The organism is Metallosphaera yellowstonensis MK1, from assembly GCF_000243315.1.
Lineage (GTDB): Archaea > Thermoproteota > Thermoprotei_A > Sulfolobales > Sulfolobaceae > Metallosphaera > Metallosphaera yellowstonensis.
Genome location: NZ_JH597761.1, coordinates 991,248 through 1,007,192, shown reverse-complemented (window position 1 = coordinate 1,007,192; position 15,945 = coordinate 991,248). Strand labels below are relative to the sequence as shown.

The following is a 15,945-nucleotide window of genomic DNA, read 5'->3' as shown; positions in this document are numbered from 1 at the left end:
GATAGCTCATCTCGCCACATCACGTTTTATAGCACGTTGATGATTTAAAGATGATGAGACTGGAGGAGCACCTTAGAAAGATCGTGGGAGAGCCTTGGGTCATCTCAGGTAAGGAGAGGAAACTTTACGCCTATGACGGCTTCACGGCAGTGGAGGGGGATCCGGAACTCGTGGTCCTACCGGGAAACGAGGAGGAAGCGGTGAAGGTCATCAGGCTCCTACTGGAGAGAGGAGTGAAGTTCATAGTGAGGGGAAGCGGGACCAGCCTCAGCGGAGCTACGGTTCCAGTAGGCGGAGAGGTCATAGTGGGTCTCTCGAGACTGAACAGGGTGTATTCCCTTGAGGGTTACGAGATGGAGGTGGGCCCAGGGATAGCAAACGTCATGGTGACCAAAAACGCTCCTCCCCACCTCTTTTACGCTCCGGATCCCTCCAGTTACGTGGTCTCCTCCATAGGAGGGAACATTTCCCACGACTCCGGCGGAGTTCACGTGGTGAAGTACGGTACTACGTTCAATAGCGTGATCTCCCTCAGGGTAGTCCTGTCCAACGGAGAGGTTGAGGACCTGAGTTACGGTCCCTTCCTCTCCGCTCTTCCCATTTTCGTCGGTAGTGAGGGTACTCTCGGCATTATACTGAGGGTCAGACTCAGGCTTTATCCTAGACCCAAGACGAGGAGGAGTCTGTTTGCGGTGTTTCCTGACGTCAGAAGTGCAGGGGAGGCTGTGGTGGGAATATTCAAGAGAGGGGTCATACCCTCAGCCTTGGAGATGATGGACAGGAACTCCATAAAGGTTGTGGAGATGAGCAGGTATAGGGCAGGTATACCGGATGTGGGTGCCCTGCTCCTGATAGAGTTAGACGGAGATGAAGAGGAGGTGGAAGAACAGGAGGAAATAGTGAACGGCGTGCTCACTGACACCGGAGGGGCTAGACTATCGGTCGCGGATGAGGGTAAGGTGTGGAATGCTAGAAAGGGAGCTTTTCCTGCGATGGGGGTGATCTCTCCAGCCTACCTCACTCTGGACTGTAACGTGCCCAGGAGGGCACTCCCCGAAGTATTGGAGGAGGTATCCAGGATAGCCAAGAGGAGGGGAGTGTTCATTGCTAACGTCTTTCATGCTGGAGATGGAAACCTTCATCCCCTAATACCCTACGATCCCTCGAGTCCAGAAAGCCTTTTCAGAGCAATTCAGGCAAGCAATGAGATAGTGAAGGAAGCCCTGCGCGTTGGCGGCGTCCCTTCAGGAGAACATGGTATAGGCATAGAGAAGGTGAAGTTCATGGGGCTATATCACGGCGAGGCGGAGATGAGGGTCATGAGGAGAATAAAGGATTCCTTCGACCCTAGGGGGTTGATGAACCCGTGTAAACTCCTGGGCGGTTGCGAACCCAAGACTGAGGTCACGAGGTGGTTATGGGAGTGGGACTAGAGGACTCGTGCGTCCACTGCGGTTTCTGCCTGGAGGCTTGCCCCACGTACGTCGTGACTAGGTCGGAGGTCCACTCCCCTCGTGGGAGGATAACGGCTGTCAAACTGGACGTGGACTCGCAGGGGTTCGACACCTGCATGTTTTGCAGAAGATGCGAATTGGCCTGCCCCAGCGGCGTAGAATACGCCAGGATCATAACAAAGGTGAGGCGAGCTACACCGGAGAAGATCTTAATGAACTCCCTCCTGGAGAGGCCTAGGCTGGCCTGGAGAGTCCTGAAGGCTGGGAAGAGTCTCAACTCTGGGCTCATTCAGAGGGTGAGATTGTCCCTTCGAGATCCACAGGAACCTCTAGAGTACAGAGAGGAGAGTCCAGAGGTGATCCTCTTTCCAGGATGTCTAACCTCTTTGGCTTACAGGAGGACCGTCGAGAACGCCCTGAAGTTCCTGAAGGCCAAGGGACTTAGGGTCTCAGTGTTGAACGGATGTTGTGGGCTGGCCCACAGGAGTGAAGGTCAGGTGGAGAGGGCCCAAGAGCTCGTACGAAGATTGACGAACGTTAAGGGAGGCACTTTGGTCTCTCTATCCTCAAACTGTACGGCCCACATGAGGGAGTCTGGGGTACAAGTCCTGGATTTCTCGGAGTACGTCTTAGGTTTGTTAGGACAAGAGAGAGTGGAACTATCTCTAACCGTACACGATCCGTGCCACGCAAATATGATAGGTCTAGGGAAGGCTACCAGGGAGGTATTAAGGAAACTGGGAGTGAACTTAGTGGAGATGGAGGAGCCCTCCTTCGAGTGCGGAGCCGGAGGAGGATACTTTCTCTTCCACCCACAGATCGCAGAGAACGTGATGGAACTCAAGGCAGAGAAGATCAGGAGGAGCGGTACGAATCTGGTGGTCTCCACTAATCCCTCGTGCTCCCTGGTGCTGAGCTTCAAGGGGTTCCAGGTGGTGCACTTGGCTGACCTGTTGGCCCAAACTGTAACGAAGAGTCTAGAGTGAAGAGATTGTTCTGATTACCTCTCTCCTAGCAATTTCCTCCTCTTCAGCGACGTTATATCCCTCGACCCTCACTTCCTCCAGGAACTCAGACCTAATACCTTTGGATACAAGGACTCTAGGGCAGTCACGGGACTCGTAGAGGTCACCCAAGTCCTTTCCCGGTTCGCTCTCCTTCACCGCTATCCCCCAGTCACAACCTATGCAGATCTGTCTCGTAAAGGGTCTAGGGACTACGAAGAGCTTAGCACTGGGCATGTAAACTCCGCCTGAGGGATGATACCACTTCACTGCCTCTAGGCCCAACCTGAGGAACGCGACGGCGATGTTCTTGCCTGCCACAGGGAGTTGTGACCTTTCCCCCAGGATTAACCCAGCCAACTCGTCGCTCCCTAAGTCTCTACCCATAACAATCCTGGAGAATTGTTCGGCCATGAAGAACGCCTTAACTACTTCACTCCTCATTCTAATCTACTGTTTATACAGTATAAGTAACACATATATATACATGTCGATAGCAAAAGGAATATTTACTAAATAAACAAATTTAAGCGATATTACCGTGTAGAGGGGATTATAAGAGTCTCGATAGAATACTCTAGACATGATCGTTACGGTAATCAATCAGAAAGGCGGGGTGGGTAAGACTACCACAGCAGTCAACTTGGCTTATGTCCTCTCTAAGAGCAAGAACGTTGCCCTAGTTGACATGGACCCAGAGGGAGGGACCTCCTTTTCCTTCGGAATAAGGAGGGACAGAAGGGAATACCCTCTGGGAGGAAAGAGCATAAACATCTTCGGCGTGGAGGTCTTTCCGGCTCACCTGGGACTGTTAAAGCTGGAACTCTCGGGAGAGGTTGAAGAGATAGTGAATGCTATCAGGAAGTTAGCTGAAAGCTTCGAAGTAACTGTCGTAGACACCCCTCCCAACCTAGGTACGCTCGCGGTTGCTTCCATGATAGCTGCTGACAGAATCGTCTCTCCCGTAACTCCTCAACCCCTTGCTATAGAGGCCGTCAGAAATCTAGACTCTAGGCTCCAGAGCCTAGGGAAGGGGGCAGTGGCCTTCACCAATATGTCCAAGAGAGCCTTGGAGGTGGAATTGAGATCGGTAAAGTTCCTGAGACTCTCCGTCCCTCAGTCTAGACTATTCACAGAGTCGTCTAGACTCGGAGTTCCAGCCTCCAGGTATGAGGAGGTTAGACTCAAGAGACCTAAGGTCACTAGAGTCTATGAGGAGTTAGCTAAGGTGATAACGGAGTGAGTGAACTGGACTTCCTGCTCAACAGGAAAAAGAGCGTGGGAAAGACCTCAGACTCTAGGGTCGAGAAGGAAGAGGAGATAGGTCTAGAGTCGAGAGAAAACAGAGGAGAGGCACTACCCCAGACCACAGAGAGTTCGGGGAAGAGTGTAGAGGAGAGAGGGAAACCAGAAGAGAGTTCAGGGTTGACTCTAGAGTCTCTGGGGAAGAGTGTAGAAGGGACTCCAGAGGTTGAGATGGAGACTTTAGAGGAGAGAGGGAACCCCCTTCAGTCGGGGGTCTCGAGAGACAAGAGAAGTATAGAGTCTGTAATGATGACCCTCCTCTCCAGAGAGCCCAAGATAGGAGTTTGGAGCTATCCCTCCTTCTTGGTCCTCCAGTATCTCTTTAGCACAAAGCCAGGATTCAGGATGAGTAAGATAGCCAAGGAGGCTTTAGAAATAGGGTTGAGGCAACTTTACCCTGAACTCTTCGCCATAGCAGAGTCCGTAGCTAAAGAGAAGGGCTTAATTAAGTAGAGGTTTGGGCTTCATAGGATTTCATATGATATCAAGTCCCTTTAACTAAAACAAGTCCTCAAAAACTCATAGAATATTACCAAGATTCACGGAATATATCCCTTCAACGTTGCCCAATACAAGGACGTGAATGCCTTCTTCATTTTACTAAATATAGGCGAGGCTCCGTAAGCCCTGCTGTTGGTGAAGTTCATTCTAATTAGGTATCCCTCTCCGCCTCCCCCATAAACTGCACACATGGCTGAACCGTCGTACCTCTTCCTCTCCCATCCCATCACGTCTGCCAATATGTTGTCCGAGACAACCTTAGCCTCATAATGCGCCTTGGCACCGGTTTTGGGAGGGACTGTAATGTTGTTGGCGTCACCTATGGCGAACACATTGTCATAGTTCCCGACCCTGAGGCTCTCCCGGTCCACTGCAATGAAACCTGATTGGTCTGCAAGGCCCTTAAATTCCTCGGAGAGATACACTGGGGGGTCCAATAGGGCTAGGTCGTAATTGACCTTCTCACCAGTGTCGGATTCTATTACCCTGTTTTGGACGTCCACCTTGGTTATCCTAAATCCTCTCATGACCTTGATTCCAAGTTCCGTGGCTCTCTTTCCAAAAGCCATTGCCATGGGTTTCTGAATCTCTGGTGGGTTGAGAATAGGGTTGAGGAGAGTTACTTCTGCGTTGGGGAACCTCTTCTTGAGAAGGAAAGAGAACTCGAAAGGTGCAGCAGGACACTTGATAACTCCCCAGTAACCTACTACAATTTTCTTTCCAGAGAAAGAGTTCACGAGCCTCCTGATCTCCAGGCCCCCCTCCACGGTATGCCAATGAGGAATGGACGGGATTTCCTTGCTTTTCACTCCTGGCGCCAAAACTAGGTAGTCGTAACTGATTTCCCCCTTGTCAGTTAAGACCCTGTGATTATCAGGGTCCACCTTAGTGACCTTACTCTTAACGTGTTTTCCAGATACCACAGAGTCTAGAGGTCTAGTTATGGACTCTACTCTCTCTTCTCCCAGGGCTAGGTCCACTATACCTGGCTGATATACGTGGACGTCCGCCGGGTCCACTACCAGTACCTCAAGGCCCTTTCCAGCTAGCCTATTGGAGACCACTGCCCCTCCGTTTCCTCCCCCTACTATAACTACCCTCTTCATTTTAAACACTGTTAATCTTGGAGAAAGAATATTTAAATTAAACTCTATATTTTGGATTAAGCCCTAACCGCGAATAGGGTCCATCCACTCACACCCTAGATTTTAGCCCACAACCCGCACTCTCAGAACCTTCGACGGGAAATCCAGTGATATGTCAGGGGTGGCAGTACCTCATTATATTCGATTTAAGTTATGCACCGTTGCCAAAAGTTTTCGATAAACTGTAAAGTTTTGTTACTTGTTGGAAAAAAAAAGATAAATATAGTCACATCGGATGGGGTGAAGGTGCCCGGACGAGATGTGACGGTGGACTGAAGGTGTGGATTTTTCCCAACGGATAGAGACACTCCGTTTGACGTAGTCATCCCGCTAAGGGGCGGAGGGGTGTAAAGGGTTCAGCCCTGACTCCGGTGAAGCCCAAGGGCTAAGGATTGGATACAAATTCATGGAAATTCAATGAAGCCAGAACCCCTAGGGAAACTGAGCTAGAGCTTTGCCACCCTCCAAGAACAGTTTTTTCTTTGGATGGAAGAGTGTTTACTCATGAGAATGAATCTGGAAAGATTAAGGAGAGGAGCACTCCGGATGCTGATCTTAGACGCCCTTAGTGACAGGTCGATGCACGCGTATGAGATCATGAAGTCCATCGAGAAAAAGTTTGGCGGTGTCTACAAGCCGAGCCCAGGCTCCCTTTACCCGGTACTCAAGAGCCTCATAAGGGAGGGTCTGATAGAGGTGGAAATGAGGGAGGACAAGAAGATATATAAACTCACGGAGGCAGGCAAGGCTAAGTGGAGGGAGGCCAAGTCAAACGTTAAGTCTCTGTTCTCCTCCAACACGAACTATAGGAAGCTGATTTCTCAACTCTTCGACATAAGCCTTCTCCTCTACGGCTATAGAGAGAAGACTTCCGACCAAATATTGTACGAGCGGTTAAACAGAGTACTAGAGGAGTGTAGAGGTAATGTGGAGGCAATACTTGAGGAGTCAAAGCAGAGTAAGGAGGAATAGTGCCTTCTCCACCACCTCCATGGGATTCCTCCCTAAAACGAAGGTACCTGGTTCCTTCCCATAGTCTCCAAGGTCCAGGATATAGTCTGGAATCCTACCCGTCTCCTGAAATGCGCTCTCTACCATGAAGTTCATGGTTCTACCTTCGACATTCTTCTGTCCTTGAGGTTCCCTTCTCCTGTCAAAGACGTACGCATTCAGCCTCTCCTTGAACTGAGGATAGAGGGCCAGATTCATGGCACTCCTGACGTTCCTGTCGTGCTTGTTGGCAGTTATGATCACCCTAGCCACGTGGTCCGATGCCCCAAAGGCCGGAGGGAGACAGTATATCACCCTATTGAAGGCCACAGTGAGCCTTCCGGGGATCGCCGCCACGTCCTCAACGCCCTTGGGATCAGGGAGGGAGTAGCCCAGGTTAGTCCTTATCTCAGGGATCAAGAGGTAGGACCGTCTGTCCTCAATGAACCTCTTGAGAGCCTCCTCTAATTCCGTGAGGACTGCCTTCCTCTCGTCGACGCTCATAGGTAATGCTTTAACCCGGAGGTGATATATTTTCATTTATGAGGAGGCTTTACGTCTTCTCCATTCCTAAAGGAGAAGACAGTGAAGAGTTCGACCTCGAGATTCTGGACTCTATAGCCCAGAAGTTCTCACTGGGCACCCTAAAGTATTATAACAAGAAGAGGTCTAGACGTTTCACCTACCTATACGGAAGGTTCTCCAAAGGGAGCGTTGTAGTGAAGATGGGAGACAGCCTGGCTATGGCCTTAATCAAGGCTAGGGAGAGGAAAGAGATCAGGTTAGGTTGAACTCCCCCACATCGTGGCGATAGTTGAGCCCTCGTAGACGGCCCTTAAAAGCTGAGGATTTAACATCAGGAACAGCAGTTATTAGATTTCGCCTTGATTACAGGTCGATATTTTTGGGAAAGTCCCAAAACTGCCGTCAGATAAGGTAAAACTCGACGAGTTTAACCTTGGCCTTAGCCTAAAGCACAGAGACGAGGAACTGACCGAGGATTATGGAGAACAGACCTGAGAGGAATATTCCGTCGAAGCTTCCCATACCCCCTATACTGACCACCTGTGGGCTGGCCTCCAACACCTTATTGAGGTTGAGCAAATCGGCCCCTATAAGTGTGCCTAGAACGCTGGAGACGTAAGCAGTCACTGGGACTAATAACGGGAACCTTGAGAATAGGAAGAAACTGAACAACACCGAGAAGAACGGTGCAACAAAGGGATTCATGACCACCCCCACACCCCTCACTACCTTGGAGAAGAGTCTAGAGATAACCACAGTGAGAACTACGTCAATCAAGAGTGGAACCCAGAACTTCAACAGGAAACTGATCAGGAGGGCGGACAGCGCTACCGGTATTATGGCTCCTCCCAGGTTCAGGGCGACCAATGTGGTGGCGTAACTCCTCTCCAGTCTCGGAACGTAAATGGGGAACCCGAACACGTATATTACCTCCACTTCAGGGATCAAGGCCTGTTTTCTCACCTCCTTGACGACCAAGTTGACTGGACTCAACGCGAGGCTGAGGAAGGAGATCTGAAAAGCCAGCAAGAGGCTCACGCTGCTACCCAGGCCAACGTAAACGAGTAGATCGTGAAAATAACTTACAGAGACCAAGAGGAGGATTACGCTGAGTACAGCATAGAGGGGGATCATCATTCCCCTTATAGGAGAGAAAACGAGAATCCTTTCCAAGTAGATCCACTTGATATTTTACTTGCACTTCTTATTTGCTTTGTCATAATCCTCTACGGTATTGACGTTAATGATGGTTCCAGGAAAACTCACCGACATGTAATCCCCCAGGTTAGTTCCTCTCCAGAAACTGACTCCGACGAAACCTAGCTCGTCCTCGAGAGTGCAGACGGATGCTGAACAGGAGTCCATCAAAAGCCTTACCGCCTCCTTGGGCAAGAAGGGCAGGTCTGCTGAACTGATCAGGAGGGGTACACCGAGTTCCCTAACCACCTCTAGTACGTCGTGCTCGTATCCCTTCCCAGAGGTGTATATGATCCTAGGGAAAATCTCCCTCAGGATCTTCTCGGCTGGATGGCCCCTAACCGTAGCAACGGTCACCTCATCGACGAAGTCTGAGAGAACCTTGTGTACCCTTAGAATCATAGGCTCGTCACATACCTTCAGGATAGGCTTAAGGGGAGTGAACCTGGTTCCCCTCCCCCCGGCCATTATTGCTCCCTTCACGTTGACACACCTGTAGATATATGTGGGTTTTTGACACAACGTTATATTCTCCCTTTACGTGAAAACTACGATCTATGCAGACCGTGATAGTTGAGGACTTATGGAAGGTTTACGGCAGACGCAAGGAGGCCCTTAGGGGAATCACGTTCTCCGTCAATTCAGGTGAAATATTTTCCCTTCTAGGCCCTAACGGAGCAGGTAAGACGACGACTGTGAAAATACTCTCATGTACCCTTGCCCCAACCAAGGGAAAGGTTAACGTGCTCGGAATGGAAGCACCGAAGGATTGTGTTAGAATACGGGAAGAGGTAGGGATAGTACCCCAGGAGTTTCAGGGGTTCTCAGACCTAACTGTGGAGGAGAACCTGTGGTACTTCGTTAAACTCTATGGAGGCACGAAATCACAGGTGGACGAGCTTCTTGAGAAAATAGGTGTAACTGAGTATAGAAAGACCAAATTCAGGAATCTCTCGGGAGGTTTCAAGAAAAGGGTGGCCATAGCCTGTTCACTGGCAGGTGACCCTAAGATAGTTTTCATGGACGAACCCACCGTCGGCCTAGATCCCAGATCTAGGAGAAGTGTGTGGGATATCATAAGGGAAGTCAGGTCTAAAGGGGTGACAATATTTCTCACCACGCACTACCTCGATGAGGCACAGAGATTATCTGACAGGGTAGCAGTCATATACGAGGGAAAGATAGTGAGGCTCTCCACTCCGCAGGATCTCATGTCTGAGTTCAAGAAGCAAAGCCTGGAGGAGGCCTATCTGGCCCTGATGGAGGTTCTGGGTGACGTTTCTTGAGGAACGTAGCATCGACAGCCTGGGCAATAATAAAGGATAACCTCAGTAGTAGAACCACAATATTCTTCGTTCTCTTCTTTCCGCTCTTTCTCACCCTCATATTCGCTTTCGGCTTCGGTGCTGCGGCACAGCCACACGTATTGGTGGATGTAAACGGAAGTCAGGGACTCGTATCGTTCCTGAGTAACAGTTCGCTCTTCACTGCAACCTCAGGAATAGGTGAGAGGGAAGCCCTCCTTCACAACTACATTTACCTGGAGGTCAACGATACGAGAGTGTCCATCCTGTATCCGAGTCAAGATGCTTATGTCGTTCCCTCTCTGGAGGCTTTAGTCCAAGAGTACTTCGCTAGACCTGATGCCGTGAACATTGTAACCAAACCAGAGTCAGGGTTCACATACTATGCATACGTCGTCTCGGGAATGATAGGGGTTGTGGCCCTATCCAACGGAGTCTTTGGGATAACCGGCGTCGCAGCTGGATATTATCGTGACAGACTCGTAGACAGGTTAGCTGCCTCCCCCCTAAAGAGCTACGAATGGGTGATGGCCCTCATGATATATGAGATCCTAATCACCCTGATCTCCTCCGTCCCCATATTGGTCCTGGGTTTGGCCTTCGGGTTCATACCGATCATAGGGCTCGGCTTCATTGCGTTCCTGGCCCTCTCTACCCTTATGTTCTCAGGATTGGGCGCTGTGATCTTTGGTTTAAGTCCAAAGGACAAACTCTTCGTGGCACAGACGGCAGCTAACGTCATAGTGTTTCCCCTCATGTTCTTGAGTAACGCATTTTTCCCCTTGGATTCGTTTCCTCCCACCTTGAGAGGCCTGGTTGCATATCAACCCCTCTCAGTAATAAACGACGTTATCAGGGACGTTGTGGTGTATAACGTTTTGCCTTCGGCTGTCGACCTCATCTACATCCTCGCTTTCACAACAATCTTCATAGTTCTAGGGGCAAGGCTCATGAAGTTAAGAGAAACCGACTGAGCTCCACCCTGGGGGTATCTTGGAGAAAAAGGCGCTTATTCCCTCCCTAGCCTCGTCGGAGAATACCTGGGTCGTGAGTTCCTCAAATGCTCCCTCAAGGTGGGGTATGAGACTCTTCATTATCATCTTTCTCATCCTCACAAGGGAGGAAGGGGCCATGAACCTTAGTTTGTCCAGGAGTTCCAAGAGTCCCCTATCCAGATCCTCGACCTCGACGTCGATCAGCCCAGCGTTCTTGGCCTCAGATGTATCGATCTCCTCTCCCAACATCGCCAGCTTCCTGGAGACTCTATGACCCAAGAGGTAAGGGCCTACAGAGACCAATACTGGAGGAAAGACTCCCAGCTTTGCTCCAGGAGCAGCGAACCTAGTTCCCCTCTTGGCCAGCACGAAATCCATGACTAAGAGGGCCTCCAAGGACGCTCCGAAGGCCACTCCTTCAACCAAGGCTATAGTTACCTTGTTTACCTGCATTAGCTTGACGAAGAGGTCGTACATGTGGCCGAAGAAGACCTTGGCGAACTCTTTGTCCTGCGAGGCCTTGGAGAGTTCCCTTATATCAGCACCACTTCCAAAATTTCCGTTTTCTCCTCTTATCACTAAATAGTGAGGGTCCCTTATCTTCTCAACCTCCGCCAGCGCGTCTATCATGTCCAACATGAACCTAGAGTTGAAGACGTTATATTTACCTCCTGTGTTGAAGGTCAGGAGGAGGTACCCCCTCTTCTTCTCTAATGAGACTACCATATCTTGAACATGGATATTGGCGATATAAAAATAGGGGACTCAAAATGGAAGTGTTTACCCGTGGCGTAACTTTTCCTTACTTTTAATTACTTCTAATTCCACCACGGGCACCCCTCTTAAGGGATCATACACGGTCACCCTTAACTCATTGGGGCTGGTCGAGGGAAACTTCAATACCCTCCCATCCACACCTTTATCACTCCCCAAACCTCGTGAGCAGTGCCCGTCATCAGTTAGGGGGATCATCAATAAAAACTACTTCGGTGATACTATATAAACACAACTTGTCAAAACGATATTTAGATGATTAAAAATAACGAGTAGTTACGTAGAAGCGTTACAGTATTTAGATGATTAAAAATAACGAGTAGTTACGTAGAAGCGTTACAGTCTCACTAGCTTCTTTACGGCCTTTACTCCCCTCAAGGAGGACATAATGGGTAGCGATAGGTCCGATCCGTGGGGCGGCTCAAGTTGCATGGCCACTCCCGTTACCACCTCGCCGAGGGAAACTCCCTCGAGATTCGCAGTTCTCCCCTTCAGGAGTGTCAGTACGAGGTTTCCTAGCCAAACTAGGGTGGCTGCGTCTGCTATGGCTGCCCCTAGCGATGCAATTAGTTCTGGCGTTACGTAGGTAGGAATTCTCGGGAACACCTCTGCCCTCCTGACCAAGCCGCCGAGGCCAAGGTCATCGAACCCAAAGACCACCATGGTAGTCCCTATCATATACCCTACCATATGTAACCAACCGAGGCTCTTGGAATACCACATTCTTCCAGTGAGCATGGGGACTAGGTAATAAAGGGTCGCGAAGCCAGCGGGTACTATTGAGAAGAATATCATAGCATGGAAGTGCCCAGGTATCCACATGGTATTATGAATTATCGAGTCGAAGGCTATATCGCCGTTGGCTATCCCTGTGACTCCAGCCGCTATAGCCCCAGCGAAACTGATACTTATCCACAGACTTATCAGGTTCAGCTTGACCGACGCTCCCTTGACAGTTGCCCACAGGTTAAAGAAGGTAAGCATAGATGGTATTACAACGGTGTACGTTAATACCTCCTGCATGATCTTAACACTCACAGGGAAGTTTACCATGTATAGGTGATGAATTGGTACGTTATTCGAGAATATCAGGTACATCAGTGCGGCTATCCTAGCCATCCTATCACTGTAGAGAGGCCTATTGGCCAGCAGGGGAATGAGGTAATACATCGAGGCTATTGCAGGCATCCACACAATGTAAACTATGGAGTGACCCAGGATCCAGAAGGCTATTTGGTTGGCTATCACATCCATCCTCGTAAGACCTACCATGGCAAGGAGATCCCAGGTGTTCGCAGCGGCCTCGCCGCTCCATCCGAGGGCGATCATTAAGGCTGTCACCAATGCGTAAACCGCGAAGATTGGCAGTTTCTCCTTGGTCTGTTTTGAGGCCAGGTAGAAGTGATAGATGAGCCATATTACGAACATGTAAGTTCCTATGTCCAGTAACTCCATTCCGACGTACCAGAGAGGACTCAGGACGTACTGGGAATAGTTGGGAAGCCCTAACGGTGCGAGGTAATACCAAGACCCTGCAGAGAAGTAGTTGTCGTTGAAAGTGGGATAGAGTACTATGGGCCCCTCAAGGAGCATGAATGAGATGTTGAATATCACAAAAGCTAGATTCAGGAACCACTTTGCTCTAGGTTCCAACCTGAGTATTCTAAGGGACAGGAACACGAAGATAGCTACCTCGAGTTGTACTGCAAACCCAAATAGGTCCCTCACTCCATGAAGGGTTATGGAGCCGTAGTACTCAGGGGAGGTAAGTATGAAACTGGAGGACACTCCCCATACGGCTTCTTGTAGCCTAGCCATCATCGCGTCTATTACGCCTAGCATGCCCCAGATGAGACTCAACACTATCATGGCCATCGTGATCCTGCTGAGCCAATCCTTGTCTAGCTGGAAAACCTGCTTGACGAAGTTTACAAGTCCATATAACGGAGATTCCATGCCTATCTAATACCGTTAAAGTGTTTATACGTTTGTCTTATAAAAGTTAAAACAAGAATATAAACGTGCAGATATTACTTCTTTCCGAATCTCTCCCTGACCCATGACCTGACATCGTAGAACATGATGTTGTCGTAAGGACAGGCCTCCGCACAATCTCCCACACCTATACACTTAAAGGCCTTGAACTCTCCCTTCTTTATGAAGGAGGTTCTCATGTCCGTCAAGCCCACGGGGCAAGCGTTAGCACAATCCACTGTTTTACAGGAGAGACAGGTAGCCGGATCTCTCACCTTAAGTCTAAAGAGTCCCAGGCTCCCGAAGAACTGGTTGAACGTTCCCCACGAACACCAACCCTGTGTCACACAAGCGTAGGATCCCATGAACGGTATTGAGATGAACACGATGTACCACAGGAAGTTGAAGTAGAAGGAGTACAGGAACTGCGTAGGATCTACGCCGAACAGGGTGATGTTTAGCACCCCCACCTGATCCAGGTACGATATAACCCCAGAGGCTAACAGGGTTCCCCAGACGGAGAGTGCTATGACCTTGTACCACGGCCTAAGTCTACTGGTGAGCGTCTTTCTCCCCAACTTGGAGCTCCTGTTGAACGTCTTGAGAGAGTCATAAAACGTCCCCTGATACATGGTAGGTGCGGTACAGGTGACCGAGCAGATCTGTCTGGAACCGAAGAGGAAGGAGAGGACGGCGCTAACCACGTATGTCCCTATTATTCCAGTGAGGAGATATTGTGGCGTGACAGGCCCGAGCGTTCCCAAGCCCATACTCCACATGTACGGGATGTAATCTATACGTGAGGACAGAGGCGAGAAAGAGGGTAGATAAATCGTGTAGATGGCATAAGCTGAGACCATGAGGGCTAACCTGAATTTGTTCTCCCTGAGTCTCACCTGCCATATCCTGAACACGGCCAAAAGTCCCATCTCGCTTCCCATCATAATGAGGAACCAGAGGGAGCCAGTGATGGTCCCCACGATGGAGAGGAAGTCAAAGAGAGCCCCTATCCCTAAGTCCGTGCTGGGATTGACGAAGCCCAGGGATAGAGAGGATAGGAAGCCTGAGAGCCCAGGGGTCAAGATCCCAGAGGCGAAGTCGAGTACTCCTCCCATGAGCCACTCCATGACGAAGGTGAGTGCCACAAAAGAGAAGGTCCACTTGGAGTCCCTAGTGTAGTTCCCCTTTACGTGACTGGGGCCCACCAGCGCCCTGTATATGAACCACGACATTCCCGCTATCATGGAGAAGTCAAAGAGGTACCAGCTCCCCAGCAGGTAGTAAAAGAAGATCCCCCCCATCATGGCGGTGAAGATAAGCATAAGCTCCAGTGAAGTCATGGTCTCCTGAACGGGCCTCAGCCTGGACCTATAAAGTGCCTCGTAGATAAGGACAGTCGCCACAATCATCAGGCTAGCATTGAGCCATATAACGTCTGTAACGAAAGATGGATTTGAGGGAAGGATCACCGGGGATATAGCCATTATGGGAAGAGCTACGGTAAGGAAGTTCTTGAGAGGTTGAGTCAAAGTCCTCCAAGAGTACAACAGGGTGAAGGCCATCTCGGATATCATCACCCCGAAGTACCAGTAGTTCTCCACGCCCAGGAGGGGATTCCCGAGATGTCCAGTCGACATAGCGTAGAAGGTCTCTCCCATGAGGGCCTCAGACAAAGCCATGGTGACTGCGAAAACTAGGAGCGTGACCCAGTTTCTGACCTTGACTCCCCTGTTCATCCTCATGAGTATAGGAACCAGACCGAACACCATATACGCCGAGTTGGAAGCGAGGGCCAACGCCTCAGTAGTCTGGTTAGGTGAGGAGAAGAACACGGACAGAGTTGCGAACATCACTACCATGCTCCCACTGAGGTATAGCACTAGGAGTAACCCAATTCCGTCGATTCCCCTCTTCACTAGGTAGATGAGATAGATAGAGAATACGGTCATTATGAAAGCTATTGAGAAGAATACGAGCAGCTGTTCACCTTGAGGTATCAATGACATGAATATTTTCCTGTTACGGGGTTATTTAAATGTTTGTAACTAAACGGATAGAGATAAAATAATATTTTCAGTTTATTTAGACTATATTAATCTAGGAGGATTTACCAGTGTTTACCCGTGGCGTAACTTACCTTCTTTAACCACTTCTAATTCCGCCACTGGCACCCCTCCTTAGGGCTCATACACGGTCACCCTCAAGTCCTTGGGGCCAGTGAGGGAAACACCCCTACCCTCCCATTCACGATCTTATCACTCCCATCCTCGTGAGCGGTGCCCATCATCGGTCGGGAGATCATCAAGAGAGAATTCTTGGGTAATACTATATGAACATAACTTAATCAAAACGACATTTAGAGAGTTAAAAATAACTAGTAGTTACGTAAAAGAGTTACAGTCTGCGTTTAGGGAGTTGGACGGGGCGATTCAGGTCTCCATTGCGATTTCTATTTGTTTCTATAGAATGAAAGTGACTTAATTGATCCTACATCAGTAACACTAAAAAGGGGACGAGCGCTAGGTCATACCATGAGATCTCTATCCAATCACGTGGTGACCTCGCTCGTCCCCGAGTTACTTGGGAAGGACGCGCTATTAAATGAAACGGCTGAGATCGAGAGGAGGGCCCTGGAGGAGAGGAGGACCTCCCCCAGGTCGGTAGACCCAAAATCACCTCCTTGAAAATAAATCTATATTATTAATAAGCGGTTCTATTGATTTAAGTAGAAAATCTTTTAGATAGAATAAATCATCAGAAAACAAGAGTATTAGGAG

The 15,945-nt window shown here is 49.5% G+C and carries 17 protein-coding genes and 1 pseudogene; 9 read left to right on the top strand and 9 right to left on the bottom strand.

Annotated features, from left to right (window positions below; genetic code table 11):
* Positions 1-53 precede the first annotated feature (53 nt).
* Positions 54-1,433 carry an FAD-binding oxidoreductase gene (locus METMK1DRAFT_RS06035; protein ID WP_009071781.1) on the top strand — a complete coding sequence of 460 codons (1,380 nt, stop codon included), beginning with the start codon at positions 54-56 and terminating at the stop codon, positions 1,431-1,433.
* On the top strand, positions 1,418-2,440 hold the full coding sequence (locus METMK1DRAFT_RS06030) for a (Fe-S)-binding protein (protein ID WP_009071780.1): 1,023 nt from the start codon (positions 1,418-1,420) through the stop codon (positions 2,438-2,440). The genes METMK1DRAFT_RS06035 and METMK1DRAFT_RS06030 overlap by 16 nt, the downstream gene beginning before the upstream one ends.
* On the opposite strand, the gene segC is transcribed toward METMK1DRAFT_RS06030, so the two are convergent.
* A complete protein-coding gene (gene segC, locus METMK1DRAFT_RS06025; protein WP_009071779.1) occupies positions 2,432-2,902 on the bottom strand; it encodes a SegC family DNA-binding protein in 471 nt (156 codons plus the stop codon). The genes METMK1DRAFT_RS06030 and segC overlap by 9 nt on opposite strands.
* A 139-nt stretch (positions 2,903-3,041) precedes the next feature.
* On the opposite strand from segC, the gene METMK1DRAFT_RS06020 reads away from it, so the two are divergent.
* Together METMK1DRAFT_RS06020 and METMK1DRAFT_RS15560 are read left to right on the top strand one after the other, a co-directional pair.
* On the top strand, positions 3,042-3,701 hold the full coding sequence (locus tag METMK1DRAFT_RS06020; RefSeq protein WP_009071778.1) for a ParA family protein: 660 nt from the start codon (positions 3,042-3,044) through the stop codon (positions 3,699-3,701).
* Entirely contained in the window at positions 3,698-4,216 is a 519-nt protein-coding gene (locus tag METMK1DRAFT_RS15560; protein ID WP_009071777.1) for a hypothetical protein, read from the top strand. Before METMK1DRAFT_RS06020 ends, METMK1DRAFT_RS15560 begins: the two co-directional genes overlap by 4 nt.
* A gap of 86 nt (positions 4,217-4,302) precedes the next feature.
* Here METMK1DRAFT_RS15560 and METMK1DRAFT_RS06010 read toward each other — a convergent pair whose 3' ends face one another.
* A complete protein-coding gene (locus METMK1DRAFT_RS06010; protein WP_009071776.1) occupies positions 4,303-5,370 on the bottom strand; it encodes an NAD(P)/FAD-dependent oxidoreductase in 1,068 nt (355 codons plus the stop codon).
* A 585-nt stretch (positions 5,371-5,955) separates the two neighbouring features.
* Between METMK1DRAFT_RS06010 and METMK1DRAFT_RS06005 the strand changes: the two genes are divergently transcribed.
* Positions 5,956-6,381 (top strand): PadR family transcriptional regulator, encoded by a 426-nt coding sequence (locus tag METMK1DRAFT_RS06005; RefSeq protein WP_245544568.1) that lies wholly within the window; start codon positions 5,956-5,958, stop codon positions 6,379-6,381.
* Here METMK1DRAFT_RS06005 and METMK1DRAFT_RS06000 read toward each other — a convergent pair.
* Positions 6,358-6,903 carry a thiamine-phosphate synthase family protein gene (locus tag METMK1DRAFT_RS06000; protein WP_009071773.1) on the bottom strand — a complete coding sequence of 182 codons (546 nt, stop codon included), beginning with the start codon at positions 6,901-6,903 and terminating at the stop codon, positions 6,358-6,360. The two genes, METMK1DRAFT_RS06005 and METMK1DRAFT_RS06000, sit on opposite strands and share 24 nt — an antisense overlap.
* Before the next feature lie 38 nt (positions 6,904-6,941).
* Here METMK1DRAFT_RS06000 and METMK1DRAFT_RS05995 point away from each other — a divergent pair, with 38 nt between their 5' ends.
* Complete coding sequence (locus tag METMK1DRAFT_RS05995) at positions 6,942-7,190, top strand: hypothetical protein (RefSeq protein WP_009071771.1); 249 nt, start codon at positions 6,942-6,944, stop codon at positions 7,188-7,190.
* A gap of 178 nt (positions 7,191-7,368) precedes the next feature.
* Here METMK1DRAFT_RS05995 and METMK1DRAFT_RS05990 read toward each other — a convergent pair whose 3' ends face one another.
* Complete coding sequence (locus METMK1DRAFT_RS05990) at positions 7,369-8,097, bottom strand: DUF1614 domain-containing protein (RefSeq protein ID WP_009071770.1); 729 nt, start codon at positions 8,095-8,097, stop codon at positions 7,369-7,371.
* Positions 8,098-8,115: 18 nt separating this feature from the next.
* Positions 8,116-8,604: an NTP transferase domain-containing protein gene (locus METMK1DRAFT_RS05985; RefSeq protein ID WP_052300193.1), complete on the bottom strand. Its 489-nt coding sequence runs from the start codon at positions 8,602-8,604 to the stop codon at positions 8,116-8,118.
* 74 nt (positions 8,605-8,678) lie between these two features.
* Between METMK1DRAFT_RS05985 and METMK1DRAFT_RS05980 the strand changes: the two genes are divergently transcribed.
* Together METMK1DRAFT_RS05980 and METMK1DRAFT_RS05975 are read left to right on the top strand one after the other, a co-directional pair.
* Positions 8,679-9,407, top strand: coding sequence for an ABC transporter ATP-binding protein (locus tag METMK1DRAFT_RS05980; RefSeq protein WP_009071766.1), 729 nt, complete (start codon positions 8,679-8,681; stop codon positions 9,405-9,407).
* The gene (locus METMK1DRAFT_RS05975; RefSeq protein WP_009071764.1) at positions 9,404-10,399 is read left to right on the top strand and encodes an ABC transporter permease; all 996 of its coding nucleotides are present in this window, start codon (positions 9,404-9,406) and stop codon (positions 10,397-10,399) included. The genes METMK1DRAFT_RS05980 and METMK1DRAFT_RS05975 overlap by 4 nt, the downstream gene beginning before the upstream one ends.
* On the opposite strand, the gene METMK1DRAFT_RS05970 is transcribed toward METMK1DRAFT_RS05975, so the two are convergent.
* The 4 genes from METMK1DRAFT_RS05970 to METMK1DRAFT_RS05955 all read right to left on the bottom strand — a co-directional run bounded on the left by METMK1DRAFT_RS05970 (position 10,382) and on the right by METMK1DRAFT_RS05955 (position 15,174).
* Complete coding sequence (locus METMK1DRAFT_RS05970; protein WP_009071762.1) at positions 10,382-11,146, bottom strand: enoyl-CoA hydratase/isomerase family protein; 765 nt, start codon at positions 11,144-11,146, stop codon at positions 10,382-10,384. The two genes, METMK1DRAFT_RS05975 and METMK1DRAFT_RS05970, sit on opposite strands and share 18 nt — an antisense overlap.
* 54 nt (positions 11,147-11,200) lie before the next feature.
* Positions 11,201-11,392: a hypothetical protein gene (locus METMK1DRAFT_RS05965; RefSeq protein WP_009071760.1), complete on the bottom strand. Its 192-nt coding sequence runs from the start codon at positions 11,390-11,392 to the stop codon at positions 11,201-11,203.
* 138 nt (positions 11,393-11,530) lie between these two features.
* The gene (locus METMK1DRAFT_RS05960; RefSeq protein WP_009071758.1) at positions 11,531-13,150 is read right to left on the bottom strand and encodes a cbb3-type cytochrome c oxidase subunit I; all 1,620 of its coding nucleotides are present in this window, start codon (positions 13,148-13,150) and stop codon (positions 11,531-11,533) included.
* Between the two features lie 74 nt (positions 13,151-13,224).
* Positions 13,225-15,174 (bottom strand): 4Fe-4S binding protein, encoded by a 1,950-nt coding sequence (locus METMK1DRAFT_RS05955; protein ID WP_009071757.1) that lies wholly within the window; start codon positions 15,172-15,174, stop codon positions 13,225-13,227.
* Positions 15,175-15,699: 525 nt separating this feature from the next.
* Here METMK1DRAFT_RS05955 and METMK1DRAFT_RS17495 point away from each other — a divergent pair.
* A pseudogene (locus METMK1DRAFT_RS17495) lies at positions 15,700-15,825 on the top strand (IS256 family transposase); the annotation flags it as partial.
* Positions 15,826-15,945 lie beyond the last annotated feature (120 nt).